The sequence below is a fragment of the Burkholderia sp. GbtcB21 genome (genome assembly GCF_019091065.1).
GTDB lineage: Bacteria > Pseudomonadota > Gammaproteobacteria > Burkholderiales > Burkholderiaceae > Burkholderia > Burkholderia pyrrocinia_C.
Genome location: NZ_JAGXKA010000034.1, coordinates 1 through 21,905, shown reverse-complemented (window position 1 = coordinate 21,905; position 21,905 = coordinate 1). Strand labels below are relative to the sequence as shown.

Sequence of the window (21,905 nt, the reverse complement as noted above, 5' to 3'; positions counted from 1 at the left end):
CTGCTGCCGAGCGCTCAACTGGTGGCCGTATAACGCACCTGGATGATCACATCGTCCAGGCTCTCAAGCAGCGTCTTCGCCGGGTTCCCGGATTCATTCTTCCATCCAGGGAACTCCAGTTTCCACTTCGAATCCACCCCCGTGCCTTCGAACGGCAGGTAGCGCTCGTCATTGAAGTCCAGCTGGAACAGCCCGCTGTCGTTGATGCCCTGCGACAGCGCCACCTGTTGGTACGCGCGCAGGTTAGGCTTTGAGGGGCGCTTATTTTTGTCAGCATCTTTATTGCTGGTGTAGTAAAGGGTGTTGCTCAACTGGGAGAGCATCGCCCCGACCTCCTGGTAGGGGCCGAGCACCGCTGGAAACGACAGCGCCACCGTCTTGATCTGACGCAGATAATGGTTGGGGTAATCCTTGTCAAACTCCTTCTCGTCCAACTCGAACTGCGCGGTACCGGTTGACTTGAGTGTGGCGAGTGCCGTGGAGTTTATCGCCTTGAGCGAAAAAGTCTTGACGATCTCGTAAGGACGCGAGTTTCGTTGCCGATACACCAGCTCCATGCGCTGCAGATCGAGCAGCAGTGCCTCGCCGGCCAACAGTCCGCGGAACTGGTCATTCCAGGCCTGGCCGGCCTGGATGAAGCGCAGCTCGAAATTGCCCAGTTCGTACTGGCAAGCCGCCTCCGCCTGCCGACACAGATTGGTGGCACCATCGTAGGCCTGCCAGTAGAGCGTCGCCAGCCGGCCGCTCATCCACCGGTACAGGGCCCGCGAGCCGAAGCGCTGCTGCAGGAAGCGTTGCGTCGCCCGCGCCTGCTCCTGCTGCAGGGCCTGCTGCTTGAGCCCATGCTGCGCCTGGGCGAGCGCGCGCTGCGCGCCGGCGATCTGCGCGTCCAGGTTTTGTCCTTCCCGCTCGGCCTGCTGGTACTGGAGTTGCCAGTCGTCGCTGCGGCGCCGGTACTGTTCGACTGCGGCGAGCCGGTCCGCGGTGATCTGCAGCATGTCCGCCACACCCAACATGCCGGTGCCGACGGCCCGTGGAATACCCGCGGGCTGCTGCCCACCGACCGCCAGCCCGAAGATGTTGGGCAGGGCCTCCACCACGCCGGCAATCGTGAAGGGTACACTCGCGCCGATGCGCAGCGCCCCCGCGGAGGTCGTCAAGTCCATTGCCGCCTGTTCGGTTGGGCTGATCCCTTGTTCATAAAGGGTGTGGTAGTAGGTGTGGCGTTCGCTGGCCGCTGTGCGGCTGTGTTGCAGCGCGGCCAGGTTATGCTGCGCCATTTCGATCTGCTCGCGCTGCATCGCCTGCCCGAGATCGACCAGCGCCACCTGCTGCTCCAGTTGCATCAGCCCCAGCGCTTCACTGTCGTCGCGCTCCAGGGTCTGCTGCAGCGCGTTGCCCAGGCTGCTCAGCGTGACGACAAAACCGCGGGCTTTTTCCAGCATCACCGCAAACCGGTAGTGGGGAATCGGCGTGATGCGTTCTATTTCGGCGAGCGCCGAGGTACCGCCGCTGACAGCCGCCTGCTGCAGCGCGGCAGGATTGACCGGCGGCGCCAGCAGCGGCAGGTTCAGCGGCAGACCGTCGATCGACCGGTTGTGCCGCAGATTGTCCAGCCGCGCCTCCAACGTGTCCCAGTACGCCAGATTCTTCTCGTCCACCGGCCGCTTGAAATGCGCCTCCCTGGCATGCCCCAACTTTGGCGAGGCCCAGTCATCCACCTGCATCAGCAGCGGCCTCGGGCCGCGTACCTCGCCGGCCATCACGTAGTACATCTTCGCGCGGCCCAGCGATTCGCGGGTCGGATTGCGATACTGGGCGTCGCCCGCGGCCATCAGCACGTCGGTGTACGCGTTGACGATGGCGGTCCGGTAATGGATCGGGGCGTCGCGTGCGATCGCGTCCGGGTCGGTCACCGCATGAGGGGCGGGCGAAGGCGACAGGCTTTCGCGCAACGGCCGGCATATCCAGCGATCTACCTCCCTGGGGTAGGTCGGATCGAAGATGCAATGCAGCCACTGGCGCGCGCGATCGTAGTCGCCGGTGTCCGCCAGACGTTGCGCGACCAGCCACGGCATGTAAAGGAACAGCTCCCAGCCGTAGCGGCCGTCGTAGCCGCCGAAGTTGAATTGTTCTGCCGGCCAGACGGTAACGGGCAACTGCTTTCCTGCGTCGCTTGCGTTATACGATGCAATGAGGAAACGCACGTCCTGTTCCGGCAGTGACTGCAGGTCCCGGTAGTTGCTGGCCTTGTAAAGAAACGGGGGTTCGCCGGAAGGCGGCGTGATCTGCTCACGCAACGAGGCGGCGGTCTGGGTGTGCAGGCGTAATGCAACGCCGTAGCGACGAGACAGCTTGTCGATCTCGACCTGCGTCAGTACGCGATCAAAGAGCTTCAGTTCGGACAGTTCGACTATTGTCGCCTCGGAGATTGGCGTACCCTCATAAAACCCCACCAGCATGATATTCCCGATTCTATGGATGGGCGACAACAAAGCGCTATGCGCAATGAAACGACCGTCCACGTATAGCCTCTGCCCATCTTTCAGCGAGCTGGTGTACGCGACTTGATGCCAGTCACCTCCGCTTAATTTATCTACCCCTTTTAAAACGACGCCGTTACCAGAGGCGTCGTACCTCGTTGCGCACAGGGTGTTGTTCGGCTCGAGATACGTCTTCAGGATTTCTCGACTCGGATCTGCGAATAACGCAAGTAAGGGTAAGTGCGAGTCACTTGAGGTCGTCCGGAACCAGAACGACAGTGAAAATTTTCCGCCCGGGATATATTTCTGCACGGTGGCGGCTATATGCTCAACCGACTCTTCGATCTGAATCGCTGGCATATTTGAAAGCGGACCGAGTACCGACTTAGGTTGATCTCCCTTGACGATAAACGGTGAGCTCCCGTCAGTGGCTGCGTAGGTCTTGGTTAAATTGATGTAATTATCGAATAGCCAAGTCAGTATCGACGGCACGGACAGCGATGGTTCTTGACCGGGGGCCGACACGAAGCAGGGATCACTGGCCGCGTCTCCGGGGAGAAGGTGCAATGGTGGAATGTCCGCAATTGATTCATGAGATAAATTGACAGTTAATTCGCACGACATCCCGATGTGCGTCAAACTAATCTTGAAAGAAGGGTGCTCATTTTGAACCGACGACCCTTTTATCCACCCACAATACCATCCTGTAGAGTGATTTGAGGTGTATAGGGTTTTATCAGGAGATGGCTTTATCAGTACAAGCTCGACCTTTTTAATCGCAACCTCCGATGTCCGATCGGGATCGACAAGCGTGACGTGGTGCGCGAAAAAAAATTCGGGTGCCTTAAGCTCGTGCGTCGTTTGCGCCGAATAGAGGGTGCAGTTGATTTTCACCTTGGTAGTCTTGGTGACATTCCCTTGTGGGTCTTTGAAGGAGCACGTAGTTTCCGTCTCGGGCACGGACATAACGAAATCCAGGCCCATAACGGCGACAATCATGTCGCGCGTTCCGCTCGCCGCGTAGCACTTGCCGACTTGTGCTGCGAACAGGTTTGAGTCAACGTAAACTTGAACGGCAATTTCCGGAGGGGCATCTCCGTCCTTGAACTTCAAAGGGACGTAACTGCTTAAACACCACTGATCGGCTTTCAGCCAGCGTGACGAGAAGCGACAGGGTAAGTTTGGCGCGAGCGGCGAAATGATTTCCCTGTCCTCCGCAATGGTCACCGTGACGGAGTCGGGCTCCTCTTGTTTCTGAATCGGGAGCGCCTCGGATTCGTCCCAGCGGCCCGGCTCGCGGCGCCGCGCGCGCTTGACCCGGTAGCGATATTCCTTGGCGACCGATGCAGCGTTGGGGGCATCGGCAAGCGCTTGAATAGAGCGCTCGTCACATTCCGCCCACACCACGTAGATGGCGCCCTTGAACTCGATAGGCGTGGGCACCGAAAACGACTGCCGGGGAATCGCAACGTCGATCTTTTCCCATGGCCCGACGTCCTGCGGGCCTTCTGGGGTCAGCGTGAGGGTGCGCAGGTACCAATCACCCGCGTCGCCGGGTGTACGCGCGGTGACATAGAGTTTCACGCTTTGCGGCGCGCCGGGTACCGGCATCTGCGACAGACCGCCGATGGTGGCGCGGCCGCGGCTGGACAGATCCGTCAGGTAGGGGGTCAGCGCCTGCCGGATCACGTCGTCTTCCAGTCGACCCTGATTCAGCGCTTCGATGAAGGCCGCATAGTCGCTACTCGCCCCTTGTATCCGTTCAGGGGCGACATAGTGGGCCGGGAACAGGGCGAGTTCCTGGTTGGCCTGCCACAGCCGGTACTCGCGATCGATCGCCCACTGGTCGACCAGCTTGCGCTTGGCGGTGTCGCTGCGCTCGCTGCCGACTCGGAACGTTGCCGGCTCGGCCCCTTCCAGCGCGCGGTTGATGTACAGTTGGACGCTGCTGATCGCTTCAAGCAGTTGGGTGGTGGTGACCTCGCTCGAGACGTTGACGTCGAGCAGCAGATAGCTGTAGAGCTGCTCGGCGTTGGTGATATTGGTAATCAGCTTGTCGGGGAGAATCTTTTTCAACAGGTAGCCGACGAGGGCATCGCGACACGCTTCGTCCAGCGGGTGTTCCACCGCGCTTGCCGATGCGCCGTATCGGGCCACGCCGGTCATCACCGCATCCGCGGCCGTGCGTTTGTCGGCCCAGGTCAGCCGACTCCCTGACTCGAGCCCGTACCCTGTCCTCGTAGCCATGGTTTTGATCGACTTCAACTGCGCATAGTCCAGCGCGAGCGCCCGGGCCTGCACGAGATGGCGCTGCATCAAGTCCAGCCCTTGGATCGTGTCGGGCAACGTCCCGGCCGGTCCGGACAGGTCGTCGAGCATCAGCGTCAGCTCGTCAACCGGGCAGCCGAGCAGCTGGCTCAGGGTGTCGGTCAGTGCCGCTTTCCTGGATGAATCGTTCCCGACGGTGGCCTGTCGCGTGAAATACATGCGCCATGCGTCGGCGCTCGCCTGACCGTGTTGCAGGCCCTTGAGCTGCCCCAGCGCCAGCAGCAGATCGAAGTCAAGTTTGAGCGTGCCTCGTGCCGCCCGAGCATCGAACGCGACGGGTCGATCGACCACCAGCCGGATGTCTTCCTTCTCCAGCCGGAACAGGCGCACCGCTTCGGCATAGCGGCTCATGAATGCCACCGACTTTAGGGTGCCCGACCGCTGGTTGAGGGTGGCCACATCGATCGCGCGTTTGGTGAACAGATTCCACGCCAACAGCGCGTTCAGCACCGTGTAATAGTCGATGGGGTTTTTTTGAGGGTCATCGAGGTTCATCCACGCCAGCATCGGGATCACCACGTCGCTGGCGCCGCTCATCAGCTTGGCCATCGCGGCGCTCAGGATGGCCGTGGCACTCGCTTGCGCCAGCTGCAAGGTCGCGACGACACCCTCCTGCACACTTGTGGCTCGACTCGCCCCCTTGTTGAAGAGTACGGTCCGAACCTTGGATTCAAACTCTGACTGGGTGAGGTTGAGCACGAGCCTATTCACGTCGAGGGCCCTTACATACCTCAATTCGACCAGCCAGTCGATCGTCACCGTCGATGTTGCGTCGGTAGGCGAATCCAACGGTACCGTCTGATAGGCATCAAAGCTCGACGCGGTCAGCAGTGCGGGCAGCAGGTTCTGATGCAGGTCATTGATCCAGTTGGCGGTTTCCTGGGTGGCCTGAAGGGCCGTATTGGGCGGCGTCTGGACGATCGTCGCGATCTGTGCCGGTGTTGCCTGCCATGCGGTGAGCGTGTCGTTCAGCCACGCGAGCTGGTCCAGCGCGTCGGGCAAATTCTTGTGGGTAAGCCCGGACAGGATGCTGAGCAGCGATGGTGCGATCTGTTTCAGCATCCGCACCGCGTCCTGGATGGACCAGCCGAACGACCGGAACGGCAGCGCGAAGCGCTGCAGGGCGGCAAGACAGGGCGAGTCGAACTCACGCTCCGATCGGGGATCAATCTGCTGGACAATCGTGTCCCAGTCCGTCTGGGTCAGTTGCAGGCCGCGCTGCAATGCCGCGATCTCGTTTGCCGTCAGGACTTTTGATTCTGGCTTCCGAAGATACCGCCGCTCTTCGGAAGTCGTGGCCTCACAGTACTTTGCGATCCATGTCGCATCGTCGCCAAACAGCTGGCGCAGATAGGAGGTTTCCTGAAACCCCTCGCGAACAAACGCATTGCTCCAATACAGCAGGCCCACGTAGGCGTCCACGCTGAGGCCAAATCGCGCGTGCCATTCCCGGTAGCGGGCGATGAGCGAGAGCGCAAAGTCGTTCAACACGGGGGGATCGCGCACCTCCAACTGGGCGGCGGTGCAAATCAGGTGATCGAGCTGATGGAACGGCAGGCCGGTCCGCTGGTACAGGCGCACCATGCGCTCCATGTTGCCCAGGTCTATGTCGCCTACCCGGGCGTCGTTCCTTTTCAGTATCAGTGTGTCTTTTTCCGAGCTGGTTGTGCCGATCGTAATGGCTGGGAAGGCGTTACTGTGGATGTAGCGGGCATAGTATTTAGCTGGGGTGGCGGGGCTGGCCTCCGAGCGGATCCCGCTGCTGCAGATCAGCAGATTCAACTCGTCCAAGGAGAGCGACGTATGGTCCAGGAATTTGTTGACGACCCAAAGCTCTTGGTCCCGATTCGCTATATCCGTCTCAGTAAGTACTTTCATGTCCTCATCGCACAGGCCGAGCCTGTCGCGCACGTTGGGCACGAGCGTATAGCTTGCATTGTCCAGCATGGTGCTGCGGGAATCGGTCGCGCGGGCGATGCTATTGAGGCTCGCCCCCCCCAGCACCGCCAGCCCCAGGCGCACGCGCGTTTGGTACCAGTCAAACGGCAGGCTGAAGGCGCTACGATTCGTGGCGAGGGTTTTATAAAGCTCATCACGCGCCTCTAATGACGACGCGCCCGCGAGGGCTTCCATCACCTGGTTCGCCAGCGACAGGGTCGTGACGTCGGTGAGCAGGTGATCGGACGTCAAGGCCAGCTCTTTCAGGTCGGGGCGCCGCGTGTCAAGCTTGCGCTTCTCATCCGGTTTACCGTCCTTATCCGTGGGATGAATCTGCGTCGTCGCCGTGCGGTAGATCTGCATCAGGTAGCGGGCAGGCGAGAGCTTCGACTGCAACGAGTCGGGATCGCAGAATTCACCTGTGTCGACGGGCAGGTTCCGGAGTTCCGGATCCGGTTCGTGGAAGTGGGGCGAGGCACGCGTGGTGGGGTCATGGCTGACCCAGGCGTCGCGCAGAGCCGCGCGCACGGTCGAGGCCGCTTGCACGATCTCGTCGCGCCACGGCACCAGGTCCGCCGGCAGGGCCTCCGTCGGTGCCAGGGCGGCCGCCTCCTGCACGCTCATGTCACCCGCGTCGGCCAGTGCTTCGCGCAGGGGTTCGCTGAGATACCGGGCTTCAAGCTGTTCTTCGAGTGTGCTCATGATTGCACTCCGTCAAATGCCGGGAGAATTCACTACCGGGGGCTGGCCATGCCTGGAGCAAGCCGCCGTCGTCGATTCGTTGCCTCGTGTCGATCCGTCGGGGGACGCGCGCATCCCGCAGCAGCACCGCTCCGGTGGTGCTGCGCGTTGCGCCCTCGAAGCTGCGGTTGTCGTACACCCGCAGCTTCGAGGGCCCTGGCGGCAGGCCGCCGCCGTGCATTCAGCAACGGGCGTCACGGTTGGTTCTCCTGATCGGTGTGGGGCGGATGGGATTCATCGTCGAGCACCTCGTTGAGCGTATCGTTCTCGTCTTCCTCGACGTTGAACCACGGGTAATAGCGGATCCGGTGGCGGAAGCCGAGCGGGGTGAGCCGCTCGCGCCACCGGCCCAGCGGGTCGTACGCGTAGATGTCGGCATCGCCCCAGGTCACCATGTCGAGGTCGTCGACATAGCGGGGCTGATCCAGGAAATACGGTTGATAGACCCGTACCGGCTCTGCCTTCTCGTTGTAGATCACCCGGCCGGACACGGCCCAGCGGGGCTCGCTCCCGGTGTCGGCGATGCGCGGCTGGCCATTCGCGTCGAGCATGAATCGCCCTTGGTCATCGACCACATAGGCGAGACCGGGCTCGGCTTTCTGCTTGGTCTGCAGCGCGCGGCCGAAGCCGTCGCTCAGGGACAGCGTGATGGGAATCTGTCTGCCCGGCGATCCAGGATAGCGGTCCGCGCTCAGGACGGCCGCCTGCACCGGGCTTTGCGGCGTTCGACGCAGCAGGGTCTGCACGGCCGGTGGGATGCCGGATAGCGGGAGGCCGTTGCGAGCCCAGGCATGCCCGCGGGTCAGGATATGGCCGCTCGCGGTGATCAGGTGGGCCTGCTGCAGGGTTTGCCAGAGCGCGAGAGTCTGCTCCGCGGACACATGCAGGGCCAGTTGGGTCGAGGTGATCTGGCCCATCCAGCAGTACAGGTCATACAAGCAAACCGAGGCGGCGTCCTGCAGCGCGCCGGCCGGATCGGCCAGGGCTGCCTCGATCGAGCCGAGCGCTGTCACGTTGGGGTCGAACGCACTGAGCGGCGCAAATCCGACTGCGTGGGACGTGTCCGCCTCGTCCAGTTCGCTGCCGTGGAATGACGACGCGATGACGCGCCCGAACGCATCGAACCGCACCTCCTGCACGTTCCCATTCGGATCCGTGACCTGTGAAGGTTCCAGAAAGCGGTAGTCATACTGCGCCGTGATCCGGTTGCCGAGCGCATCGGTGACTGAGCGCACGACGCACGTATGGGGATCGTAGGTGAACTGTTGTGCGCCCACGATGGTGGAGCTTCGCGTGCTGCGCGGCCGATGGAACGGTAGCCAGGAGCCCGCTTGGTCGACGTAGGTGGCGTAGTCACGGGGCACCACCCAGACGGATGCCTCGTTGACGCCGGGTTCGACCAGCACCGTCGGGGCCTGACGGTACCCTGCCTGGTCCAGCACCGCCTCCCGATTGGGGAGCGTGTCGAGGGCGGTCAGCGCGGCCTCGTCGAGTTCCGCCACCTCGACATGGTGGATCAGCGCCAGTGCGGAAGGGCGGGTCTCGACGGGCTGGACCTCGGCACCGTCCTTGTCAAAGTAGTAGGTCACGTGCTGGCCCGCGAACTCCCGAGTCTGCGTGGCCGCGATAACCCCGTTCGGCTCGCGCAGGGCCTCGTGGCTCAGGCCCGTGATGGTCGCGGGATAATAATCGTCACGGCCCGCGGGGTCGATGATCACATTCTGGCGTTGCTCGAATGGAAGACCCAGACGCCACACCTGGGGATCGTCGAGATGATGGACTCGCTGGCGCGCTTCGTTCAACCGCAGCGTGTACTGGGCGTCGTCATGGCTCGCCTGCCACCAGGCCTCTGGCAGATCCGGCGCGTACGGATTGGTCGCGGGTTTGGGGCGACGGGGGTAATGGACCGTGACGCTCCGCAGCGGCACGCCATAGGGATCCACCTGCACGGCGATGCTGTGCTGAACAACTGGGTCAGACGCGATCCGCTCATAGTTCACGCTGACCTGTTCCAGCGGCATCGGCAGGCTCACGCAATCGGCGCCGGCCGTTGCTGCGGGCTGCACCAGTCTGACCTGGTAGCGCCAGGCCTGCACGGTAAACGGAACCGCGCGCCCGTGTTGATCGAGCGCATTGTAGGTTTCGGTGCGCAGCGGGCAGCCCTTGAGCGCCCGCCACAACTGAGCCTGGACCGTATCCCGAGCATCGTTAGGCAACGGCTCGTCGTGACCGCTCTGCGGGTCAAGCCGGGTGAACCGTGCTGGGCCAAGTGTGAACAGCACATTGTCCTGATACGGCGCGGGTACGCCTTCGGTGGCCACATGCGCTTGTCCCGTGTGGTACCACTGGCGCGTCAGCGTGGGCGTGACGTAGATCAGCCCTCCGGAAGTCACGTCGATCGCGCTGGCTGAATCGATATGCTCGACCAGCCCGAAGCCGCGAAACTCCCGCTCCCGACCCGCATACACACCGTGTCGATAACGATAGCGATCGGTCAGGGTATTGCCGGTGATTTCATCGCTGATGACGGTCTGGGATAACACCGGAAGCGAGAACGGGAGTCCGCATACGCTTGCCGGTTCTTCGTTCTTCTGGTCCAGCCACTCTTGGGCGGAGCTGCGAAAGGTGAGGGTGGTCGACGCCCCGAGGTTATTGCTGACGGTGCGCAGCAGATAGGGCTTGCCCGCGGCAAAGGCGAAACGCCAATGCCGAGGCTCGGGCCTGACCACCGAGAGGACCAGATCACTCGTGCCGGTCCCATCGAGGTCGGCAAAGCTGATCTGGCTCAAGCTGTCGAAATGCACACCGGGCGGCAGGGGGAGCACCTGCGGTTCGCTATCGAAACCGTTGCCGCAGCGATTCAGGAAGATCAGGATGCGATCCGATTCAGCATAAACGAGATCGGCCGCCCCTGACCCGTCCAGGTCAACGAGGAACAGCCGATCCGGGTTGAAGGTCCGTGCGTCGAACCGCAGGCTGGCCAGCCTGAGCGGGGGCGCGAAGTGACCGCCGCCCAAATTCGGCCAGCACTCGAGGCCGTCATGCCGGACGCGCACGAGATGTTGCTGGCCGGATCCCAGCACATCGCTGAAGGCGACCAAGGTGGCTGGATCCACGCTGACGGGCAGGGGCCCGGCGGCGGACTGGAGCACGGCAAAGCTGGTCCCGAAACCGGCCTCACGCTCATTCGGATAGATGCGCACGCTGTTCGGGCTGATCAGCGCCAGATCCATCAATCCGCCGCCCCGAGCATCGACGAACTGCGCCGCGGGATGGAAAAACTCCGTAGGCAAGGCCGACCAGGGGACAAAGTGCGACCATTGGCGATCCGGGCCGAGGGTGAAGTATCCGTTCAGCGCGGGCTGTAAAATCAGCCAGTCGAGCTGACCATCGCCGGTGAGATCCATCAGCAGGCTGCGGGCCTCCGGCTGGAGGGCAGGGAGGTTGGGCAGCGCTTCCCAGGGACCGTAGATGATCCCGTCCGGCAGCACGTGCGGGTCGCGCTGCGGGCCCTGGTAGCGCCAATCGCTGCCCTCTCGATAAAGAATGCCGGGGAGCCCCTCGCCATACAGGTCCACCAACTGGTAGGGGCGGCCGTCGTTCCAGCCGGCGAACGCCGGCAGCGGCTGATAACCGTCCGCGGACAGCGCCGGGGCGAACGGCGTGTAGGCCAGCTCGAGCGGCGGCATGGACAGCATCGTGCCGTCACGCTCATAGGCAAACGTCTGGGCGACGATCAGTTGGCTGACGTACGGCGTCTGGTCATAGGTGAGCAGCAGGCGTCGCACCAGCGTGCTGAGTTCGGTCAGTTCCTGCGGGAAGTGATGGAACATCAGTACCTGATGGCACAGGCGGTGTGTGCGGACCTCGAAGCCCAGCGAATAATCCGAAAACGCGTCCGCGCGGCATGGCCACGGCCCGTTGGGATCCCGGCCCGGTACGGTGTGTGCATCCAGCGTGCGGCGGCCGTAGTCGAACACGAGGCTGAACAGCCATTCAGGGGGCGCGGCTTGCGGGTCGTCCCAGGCATAGAGGGGGGCGTAGCCCTGCCGATTACCGTACCGCACCTCAGTCAGATACCGGTTCGCCGTGTGCAGGCGGCTGACTTCCGGGCCGTCCAGGTCAACATTGATGTTGTCTTCAGCCTCGTACTGATAGCAGATATGCTCGCCGGTGGGGGAGACCGACTCCTCCAGCAGCCAGCGACCAATGCGGGTGTGCGGCGCCGCCGGGTCGGCGATGCGCGCCGCGGCGTGTTTGCCCAGACAGTGCACGTGGCCGTCGACCGTGTGAATCAACCAGAAAAAATCTTGCGATGATTGCCCCTGCCAACGCTCGATGCGCTCGAATTCCTGCATCACGGCGGGCAGGTAGCGGGTGACGATATAGGTTTGATCCAGCGTCACGGCCCCATACGCCGACACCGATCGACTGACCAGTTGGTCCCGGTCATCCCGTTCGGGAACCAGGACTTCACCGTTGGGGGCGAGAAACACATCCTGTTCGTCGTAGCGGGGTACCGCGTGACGCGTGTCACGGCTGATCGTGAGGAGCGGCACCTGCCACCCAAGGCCAAAGGCGCTGTTGCCAGAGTCACTGCTGTATGCGAGGGACAGCGACGGCGCATCGCCTCGGCCGGCCGACACCGGCAACGGCACCGATACGCCGGCTTGGCCGGTCATCCCGGCCTCGCCGAGCGTCTCGCCCATCCCGCGCAGCGTCCCTCCGCCTTTGGGTAACGATGGAGCGGCAACCGTCACGCTTCCGGTCTCCTGCACAGTATTCACCTGCACTCCTGAATAGTGGCGTTCATGTTGTTGCTGGCCATGCGATTCCATCCGGTGCGAATCCACCAGCAAGGACTCACCCGTGGGCAGGCCACGCGCGGCCCGTCCAGGGATGCGTCGATGTCACTGCCCTGTACACCACGGCCGACTCCCGCTCGCCACACTCCTACCGTGGTCGCAAGCCTGCGTCATAGCCTGAGCTGCCATTGGCTCGCTCGGCTTCGGTGGTCCCCATGCCTGCGCGCATGCCGGTCAGATGCCGCGGTAGCGACACAATCAGACCATGAGCTGTCAAGGCGGCTGGTTTAAGGAAATATAAGTCGCCTTTGCAGGAATGGGTCAATCAATTTTGAAATGAATAAAACTGTTTTGATAGTTGGTGTGGCTTGCAAATTGGATAAAATGATTTGATAGTCGGCGGGTCTGAAAATAAGAGAAAATGTTTTGATAGTCGATGCAGCTTGCAAATGAGAATAAATATTTTTATAAAAATAATGATTGTATGTGGGCGAAAGTTTGACGGATTGAAGTGATTGAGCTACGTTAAATTGCATGGTGCGCAGTGCGATTTGTTGAGTATCGCGTGGGGGCCTGGAGCGCGAGCGCACGCATGCATGTCAGGGTTGAACGGTGAATGGAGACACGGCTGATTCGCGTGGTACGGCCTGCAACGCGCTCGGATGCAAAGACCGGATCGGGATACCCGGTCGCAGGCCTTGGCTGTGGACGCCGACGTCCAACCGACGAGCAAGCACATGAAGAGAGTGGTTCGTTTGGGCCAGTGACGGGCTGCGGCACTCGATCGCAGGATCGAACAGCCCATTGGATCGGCGGATCGGCGGATCCGCGGATATCGGTTGTGGATACCCCTGGATGGACCGTCGAGAGGGTATTTCCTTGTCGGTAACGACGGGTTGATGCAACTGCGTCTCTCGAAAGCTGATTGGTCGGCTTTTGAGCGCACGCATTGAACAATGCGGGCCATTCCAATGCCCGGACTCTTTGCGAGGTGATGTTGTGGATACCCAGACGTTGTCCCACCTGCGTTCAATGATCGAGCCACACGGTATCAATACGCTGATCGAGATTGCGTTGTTCTCGTTCGACGAGTTCCGTAAAAAAGTCAAGGACGTGCTGAGCTGGCACGAAACGCGGGTGCTGTACCGGGCGGCAGAAGCCTCGCTCAACGACAGCCGACTGTACGAGGCCCGTCTGTTGACGCGCTCGAATCCGCTGTTGACGCGAGCGCTGCGTTCGGCGATGACTCAGCCGCAGGCGCAGTTGTTCGACTACCAGAGCATGTTCGGGCAACGCGCCAGCCAGTTTGTTGCGCCGGGCGCGGTGGCCTCGATGTTCTCGCCGGGCGCCTATCTGACCGAACTGTATCGGGAAGCGCGGGCACTGCGCGCCCCGGCGTCGCGCTACCATCTGGACGTCCGGCGTCCCGACCTGCCCGCGCTGGTGCTGAGCCAGCGCAATCTGGATGAATCGCTGTCGACGCTGGATCTGTCCAACGAACTGTTGCAGGCAGGCATTCGGGCACACGACCCGAGCCTGGCCGATGACGAGGCGGTCCTGCAACGGCTGGCGACGTGGCGCACGACGGGCGCGACACCGTTTCATGATGCGTTCGAGCGGGGGCGGCAAGCCCTGCTGACTCGTGACCCCGAGGGCAAACACGTGGCAGCGGCGCCGGACGTCGCGGGCCTGATGTCGACGGCATCGCAGTTGGGCATCCGTGCCGGGATCGACCCGGAACTCCACGCGATTCTGACCGAAGCGGTGACGGACGAGAATGCGGAAGCGGTCTATGAGCGCAATTTCGGGGAGACCCCGCCGTCCGAACTCATGAACGTCCGCGCGCTGGCCCGGTACTACGACGTGTCGGATGACATCTGTACCGACTTCATCGATAACTATGCGCTCAAAGGCTATGTCAAAAGCACGAAGAATCTCAACCGGTCCCAATTGACATATCCGCAACTGAATGGGGCCGGCGATCTATCTTTATTGATGCTGGACTGCAGCCTTTCAAATGGGTGGCAGGGGCTACATTACGCGGAACTTGAACCCCCCCCCATCCGGTACGGTAACGTCTGCGAGTTTGTGCGATTCAGCTTCGCCTCACTGCCGTCAACGGTGGACAAGGTAAAGATTCACCAACAATATAAGGGGTCGAGTTGGGAACATATTTTTACCTTTGAGCAGTTCAGCGCCTCGAATATTGATCGGGAGTATCGGGTTCCCGTCAACATAGACTTGCGACAAGTAACAAAACAACAGCCTTTTAACTTGTCTATCGATTGCCACGATTCCAATGGGGTGAGGTTGAATAACCCGAATATAAGATTCGCCCCCGAAGAACAAGGAGTTCCGACCTTTCTCTTTCTGCTCGGGATCAACAAGTCCATCCGGGCGCACAAGGCGACCGGACTGACGCCTGCCGCGATCGATGCGGCCGCCGCGCGCGTTGATAATTGGGCAATGGACGAGACGACGGTGTGCCGGATGCTCGACATGCAGTCGTCCATGCAACGTTATGCAATCGACCACAATCAGGCGTTGTGCCTGTGCAATGGCGACATTTCACGGCTGAGGTTCGGCGACGAGCCCAGCCCGTTCGACCGGCTGTTCAATACCCCGCCGTTGAACGGCTACGTGTTCGATACGGGCGGCCCCCGGATCGACCTGAAGCCGGGCAGTCCGGACGACGATCCGCGCAAGGCGGTGCTGAAACGCGCGTTTCAGGTCGACGACGTGTCGCTGTACCGGTTGCTGACGATCGCCGATCCCGGTAATCCGGACGGCACGATTCCCAACGACATCGCCTATCTGTCGGCCCTGTATCGTGCACATCTGCTGGCCGCCGTGCACCGGCTGAGCGTGGACGACCTGGCGCTGCTGCTGGCCGGGCTGGAGGAAGGTGCGACCGGGCTGGTCGGCATCGATGACGAGACGCTGCGCGGGCTGCTGGGCCGGCTGCAGACGGCGGTGCGCTGGCTGAACGACATGAAGTGGCGCGCGTACGACCTGTTCGTGATGACCACGACGGTGTATGCCGACACGCTGACGCCGGAGATCCAGACCCTGCTGGACACGCTGAACAACGGGCTGCAGGACCCCGAGCTGAGCGACGGGGCGCTGATCGAGGCGATGGCGCCTTATGTCGCGGCCTCGCTGCGTCTGAGCTCGAACGAGGTGGCGGGCACCGTGCTGCTCTGGATGGATCAACTGCAACCCAATGGCATGGGCGTCGACGCGTTCTGGGCGGCGGTGGCGAACCACACTCCGCCACCGGCCGAGGCCGTGCAGTTTTGCCACGCGATGGCGCAACTGGCGCTCGTGTATCAGGCCACCGGTCTCGATACGAACTCGTTCCGCTGGCTGGTCGAGCAGCCGGACCGCCTCGTCACGCTGCCCGAGGACGAAACCGTGGCTGGCCACGACGCGCGTACCCTGATGCAGCTCACCGCCTACGCCGGCTGGGTGCGGCGTCTGGCCGGCAACGCCGCCACGGTCCTGAGCGCGTTCGAGGCCGACACGCTCACCCCCGCCCAGTTGGCCCAGGCGATGGCGCTGGACGAGGAACTGCTGCGGCAGGCGAGCGAACAGGCGGCGCAGCACCAGCAGATCGCGGACAAGGATCGCCTGCCTAGCTGGCCGGAGATCGACATCGTGCTGCAGTGGGTGAATCTGGCGAACGGGCTGGGGGTGGCGCCGAAGGGCGTGGCCGACTGGCTTGCGCTGGACTATCTGCGGCCCGACGCAGAGGCGCCGACGTATGCGGCGTGGGACCGGGTGGCGACGGCGTTCACGGCCGCGTTGCGGGCCGACCAGGCTGACACGGTCGCGGGCGCGCAGGCGGCCTCGCTCGCCGCGGCGCTCGTGGGCTATTACCTGAAGGAAGTCGCGGATGCGAGGCTGACGCTGCGCAGCCGGGACGAGTTGTATGGCTACCTGCTGATCGACAACCAGGTGAGCGCGCAGGTCGAGACCACCCGGATTGCCGAGGCGATGGCCAGCGTCCAGCTGTATGTGAACCGCGCATTGAACCGGATCGAACCCGAGGTCGATAGGGCGGTAGTGACGCGCCGGTTCTTTGCCGAGTGGGAGACGTACAACAAGCGCTACAGCACCTGGGCCGGGGTCTCGCAACTGGTGTACTACCCGGAGAACTACATCGATCCGACGCTGCGGATCGGGCAGACGGGCATGATGGGCGACTTGCTGCAGTCGGTGAGCCAGTCGTACCTGACCGCGGATACGGTCGGGGATGCGTTTAACAGCTACCTGACGGCGTTCGAGCAGGTGGCGAATCTGGACGTGATCAGCGCGTATCACGACGACCTGAACGTCGAGCAGGGGCTGACATACTTTGTGGGCTGCAACCGCAACAACGAGGTCGAGTATTACTGGCGCAGCGCCGACCACGACAAGTGCCACGACGGACAGTTCGCGGCCAACGCGTGGAGCGAGTGGCGGGCGATCAACTGCGCGCTGCACCCGTACCAGGGCGTGGTACGCCCGGTGGTGAGCAAGTCGCGCCTGCACCTGGTGTGGCTCGAGCAGGTCGAGCAGGCCGAGACGAAGAACGACCGCGTCGAGACGACCTACCGGTATGTGCTGAAGCTGGCGTACCGGCGTTACGACGGCAACTGGTCGGCGCCGATCAGTTACGCGGCGGACGCGCTGCTGAAGAATCTGAACCTCGCGGAGCACGAGGCGCCCGGGCTGTACTGTGCGGAAAGCCCGGACGACGAAACCTTGCTGGTGCTGTGCTACAAGATCCAGGCATCTCCTCAAACGACCGCGGTGGCGGGGCTATTCATCTTGCCGGACCTGTCCTCAAAGGATATGGCGTCCGGGCAGGCCCAGTTGTTCCGCGAGACAGTGTTTCCGCAGTTCGACACATCGGATCGTCGCAGGGTCAATAACCGCTACGGAGGAGTGCAAGGATATGAGATTCCGGCCTCCATTTCGGGTAACGCCGGTTTTGAATGGGGGAAGCTCTCACTGTCGCGGGTGTTCGGGGGCGGGATCGTAAACATTTCCTACGAGGCGTCCCTGTCGTCCTTCAAAGTGAAATGCAGCCCCACGGTGGATGTCAGATTTGATGTGAGTCGAGATATCAACGTCATGGCATACCTGCAGCTTCATACGCTGCAGCGTTGTTCCAGACCTGGAGATAAGGTTGACCTTTACTATGAATACGACCAGCGGGATGGCAATCCGTCAGACGATCCGAAGTATGGTCCGATAGTAAATGGATTTTTATTTGTCTCTCCTAATTTTGTGATTAACGCAGGTGAGGAGGGGAGAATACAAGTAAGCGTCAGTGGATCCGTGCATCACGTAACATACACTGGACCCGGTACCTATGAAGTGCCGGGAATGTCCGAGCCAAACAGTTATTTGGTGGGCATAAATCCGCCTATGAGCTCCTCAGTTCTCGAAATTCGTTTTATGCACAATAAAACCCCTCTGGATACGAACATTCCAGTGGACAAGGTCATAGTCGTCGTCAGTGCGGGTGGCGAACCACAGCGTTTTACTGCTCAGGGTCATGTTATCCAGATGCCCGACCCCAGCTTGTCGAGGATGGTGTTTTCGTTTGAGGAACTGACGTTTGATGCCAGTCAGCTGGTGTTTGTCAACAATCGTGCGAGCATCAACGTGACGTGCGAAGCCTGGTTCGCGGACGGCCAGCTCGCAGGGAAGGAGTTCTTCTCGATTCCAGTCGTCAAGCAGGAGCAAGGTGGTACCGCCGTCCTGACGCTGTTGCGTGACGAGAATGGCGCGCAGTATATGCAGTGGGGGCCCTACCGGGTGCGCATGAACACCCTGTTCGCCCGTCAATTGATCGAGCGCGCGGTGCGCGGCGTGGACGCGATCCTGACCATGGATACCCAGCATCTGTCCGAGCCCCCGCTCGGTCATGGCGGCTATGTCCAGGTGACGCTGCCCGCCTATAACCCGACGGCGCATGGCTCGACGCGTGGTGTACGGCTAATCCTGCAAAGCGGGAACGCAGAGTATTCTTTCATGAATGCCTCGCTGACGGATTCCGAGCAGCAGACGATGCTGTTCGTACCGGTCTCGCAAGTGAAGCAGGGCGACGCGCTCGATTTTCCGGCGAACCTGGGCGCCGGCCTGGGCGTCGTGCTCGCTTGTCAGGCCGGCCGGTTCAAGGCCGGACAACTCCAATTCAATCAAGTTACCTTCAAGCCCGTCAACTTCGCCAAGGACGCAGGCTGGACGGCCGAGCGGGATGTGGGTATGCAAAGTAGTCCAAACTATATTGAGCCGATGGACTTTAGCGGGGCCAACGCGCTGTACTTCTGGGAGCTGTTCTACTACAGCCCGATGCTGGTCGCGCAGCGGCTGCTGCTGGAGCAACGCTTCGATGACGCGCAGTGCTGGCTGCAATACGTCTGGAACCCGTCCGGTTATGTGGTGAGGGGACAACTGCAGTCCTATCAGTGGAATGTCCGGCCGCTGGAAGAAGACCTCGGCTGGAATGCCGAGTTGCTGGACAGCACGGACCCGGATGCGGTCGCGCAATACGACCCGATGCACTACAAGGTTGCCACCTTCATGCGCTGGCTGGATCTGCTGCTGGCCCGCGGCGATCGCGCCTATCGCCAGCTCGAGCGCGACACGCTGAGCGAAGCCAAGATGTGGTACCTGCAGGCCTTGCACCTGCTGGGCGAGCAACCGTATTTGCCGCGCACCGCGGAATGGTCCGAGCCGCCCCTCGCGGTGGCGGCCGACGAGACCACGCAGCGGGCCCATCTGGAGGCGCTGGAGGCCTTGTCGGCGGGCGCGCAACCGGCACCGCTGACCGCCAACTCGCTGACGGCGCTGTTCCTGCCGCAGGCCAACGACGTGCTGCTGGGCTACTGGCGGACGCTGGAACAGCGTCTCTACAATCTGCGCCACAACCTATCAATCGACGGGCGCCCACTGACGCTGCCGCTGTACGCGACGCCGGCCAATCCCAAGGAGCTGCTCAGCGCGGCGGTGGCGTCGTCTTCCGGGGGCGGCAAAGTGTTCCCGCCGGCGGAGCCGTCGCTGTGGCGCTTCGCGCCGATGCTGGAGAACGCGAAGAGCACGGTGTCGCAATTGATGCAGTTTGGCAGCAACTTGCAGGGCATCAGCGAGCGCCAAGACGGAGAGCAGCTCAGTCAGTTGCTGCAAACTCAGGCCAAGGAGCTGGTGCTGATCAGCCTGGATGCGCAGGACAAGACGCTGGCGGAAGTGGACGCGGACATCGACGCCGTGAAGGCGGCCCAGCAGGGGGCGCAGCAGCGGCGAGCCCACTACGACGCGCTGTACGAGGAAAACCTTAATGCTGGTGAAGTGGCGGCGATTTCATTGCAGTCGGTGGCGGCGGCCGAGCTTCTTGCGTCGACAGGCCTGCACATGGGCGCGGCGGCACTCGATTTAGCCCCGAATATCTTTGGTTTTTCGTGCGGGGGCATGGAATATGGGGCCCTGATGAAAGCGTCGGCGGCCGGCATGCAATTGCAAGCTTCGGCGAATATGACCACGGCGAGCACGGTGAGCCAGTCGGAGATGTACCGCCGCCGTCGCGAGGAGTGGGACATTCAGAAGAGGAACGCGCAGGCCGAGCTGGACCATATCGATGCCCAGTTGCAGGCGCTGGCCTTGCGCAAGGAAGCGGCGAACCTGCAGAAGAACTATCTGCAGACGCAGCAGGCGCAGACGGAAGCGCAGTTGGCGTTCCTGAAAAGCAAATTCACCAACGAAGCGCTGTACAGCTGGATGCGTGGCCGCCTGTCGGCAATTTATTACCAGTTTTACGATCTGGCGGTCTCGCGGTGTTTGATGGCGGAGCAAGCCTATCAATGGGAAACCCGGAGCGTCGAACGCTTCATCAAGCCGGAGTGGAATACCACGTATGGCGGGTTGCTCTGTGGCGAGGCGCTCATGCTGAATCTGGCACAGATGGAAGCGGCCCACCTGATCCAGGATGCGCGTGCGTTGGAAGTCGTGCGTACGGTTTCGCTGTCCGACTTCTATGCGGGCTTGCCCGACGACCAGCAATTCGATCTCGCCAAGAAGACGGTGGCCTTCATCGAAGCGGGAGGCGGTCGCGCGGGCAGCGACGAGAATGGTTTGTCGCTCGAGAACGATCGGCTGTCGGCGACCGTGACGCTGCGTGACCTGAAGATCATGGAAGACTACCCGGCCAGCATGCAAGTGGGCAGCCAGCGCCGCATCAAGCAGCTCAGCGTCACCTTGCCGGCGCTGATCGGGCCGTATCAGGACATCCAGGCGATGCTGTCGTACGGCGGCAGTCTCGTGTTGCCCCGCGGCTGCGAGGCGCTGGCGGTGTCGCGAGGCCTGGATGACAGCGGTCGGTTCGAACTGAACTTCAACGACGGCAAGTTCCTCCCCTTCGAGGGTGTTCCGGTCGACGATGGCGGTACGCTCACGCTGCGTTTCCCGAACGTGCTCGGCAAGCAGGAGGCGATGCTGCGGACCTTGAGCGACATCGTGCTGCACATCCGCTACACGATCCGATAAGTCGCGCGTCCGAGCCAGCGGAAGATTCATCGATCAGGTGCCGCCATGCCCATCTCAGAGGAAATCCAGGTCGCCTCGCTCACCCTGCCGAAGGGCGGCGGAGCCATCACGGGCATGGGTGAGGCGCTGCATCGCGGGGTGCCTGACGGCATGGCGCACCTGTCGTTGCCGGTACCGGTGTCTGGCGGGCGGGGTGGTGCGCCTGAACTGGCCCTGACCTATAGCAGCGGCACTGGCAACGGTCCTTTCGGTCTGGGCTCGAATATGGGGGTCATGGCGGTTTCGCGCCGCACCGGGCACGGCGTACCCGGCTACGAGGGTGGCGCCCAGGATGAATTCGTGGGACCGGGGGGGCTCGTCAGCGAGCGCGACGGACAGGCGGCCGTCGTTTGCGGGGGCCCCAGGATCTGAATGACACGATGCATGAGGTATCTGGATCATGACCACCACGACAGTTTCCGACGCTGCGACCGCGCAGCGCTGCCGCGACACGCCGACGCTGTCGGTGTTTGACAACCGCGGCCTTCAGGTGAGTACTGTGCGATACAACCGCACCACGCCCGACGAGGCGCCTGACGAGTTGATCACTCGCCAGACGTGGTCTGCACGCGGGAACCTGATCAGCACCATCGATGCCCGTCTGTTCGACGAACAGCGGCAAAACTCCGCCATCCCGCCGAACTTCCGCTACACCTGCTCGCTGTCTGGCCAGCCGCTCGCGGTGCTGAGTCAGGATGCCGGCGAGCGCATGTCGCTGCCCGACGCCGAGGGTGGCCTCGTCTGGCAGCGCGACGGACGTGGCCAACAGCTGCGTCGCACCTATGACGTGCTGCACCGCCTCACCGAGGTCACCGGGCAGGCCGACGACGACGCACCGCTCGTGAGCGAGCGCCTCGTATACGGCGATGCCGCAGCACCGGTCGGCGCCAATCTGTGCGGCCAGCTCTGGCAGCACTACTCGCCCGCCGGCCTCGCGGTCACGCCCGCCTATGACCTCGCCGGCCAGCCGCTGACCACCCGCCAGCAGTTCCTGCGCGACGACGTGCTCGACAGCGACTGGGCCGGCGACGATCCGGCC

The 21,905-nt window shown here is 62.3% G+C and carries 4 protein-coding genes and 1 pseudogene; 3 read left to right on the top strand and 2 right to left on the bottom strand.

The genetic code is table 11. The features are described 5' to 3' along the window. Positions 1-14 precede the first annotated feature (14 nt). The gene (locus tag KVT39_RS35385; protein ID WP_217591283.1) at positions 15-7,451 is read right to left on the bottom strand and encodes a neuraminidase-like domain-containing protein; all 7,437 of its coding nucleotides are present in this window, start codon (positions 7,449-7,451) and stop codon (positions 15-17) included. A gap of 233 nt (positions 7,452-7,684) precedes the next feature. Continuing rightward, positions 7,685-12,277 carry a SpvB/TcaC N-terminal domain-containing protein gene (locus KVT39_RS35380; protein WP_368858960.1) on the bottom strand — a complete coding sequence of 1,531 codons (4,593 nt, stop codon included), beginning with the start codon at positions 12,275-12,277 and terminating at the stop codon, positions 7,685-7,687. Between the two features lie 1,017 nt (positions 12,278-13,294). Here KVT39_RS35380 and KVT39_RS35375 point away from each other — a divergent pair. The 3 genes and pseudogenes from KVT39_RS35375 to KVT39_RS35365 form a co-directional block, all read left to right on the top strand. Then, entirely contained in the window at positions 13,295-20,827 is a 7,533-nt protein-coding gene (locus KVT39_RS35375) for a neuraminidase-like domain-containing protein (protein WP_368858959.1), read from the top strand. Positions 20,828-20,872: 45 nt separating this feature from the next. After that, on the top strand, positions 20,873-21,238 hold the full coding sequence (locus tag KVT39_RS35370; protein ID WP_217591282.1) for a SpvB/TcaC N-terminal domain-containing protein: 366 nt from the start codon (positions 20,873-20,875) through the stop codon (positions 21,236-21,238). 28 nt (positions 21,239-21,266) lie between these two features. Next, positions 21,267-21,905, top strand: a pseudogene (locus KVT39_RS35365) (RHS repeat protein); the annotation flags it as partial.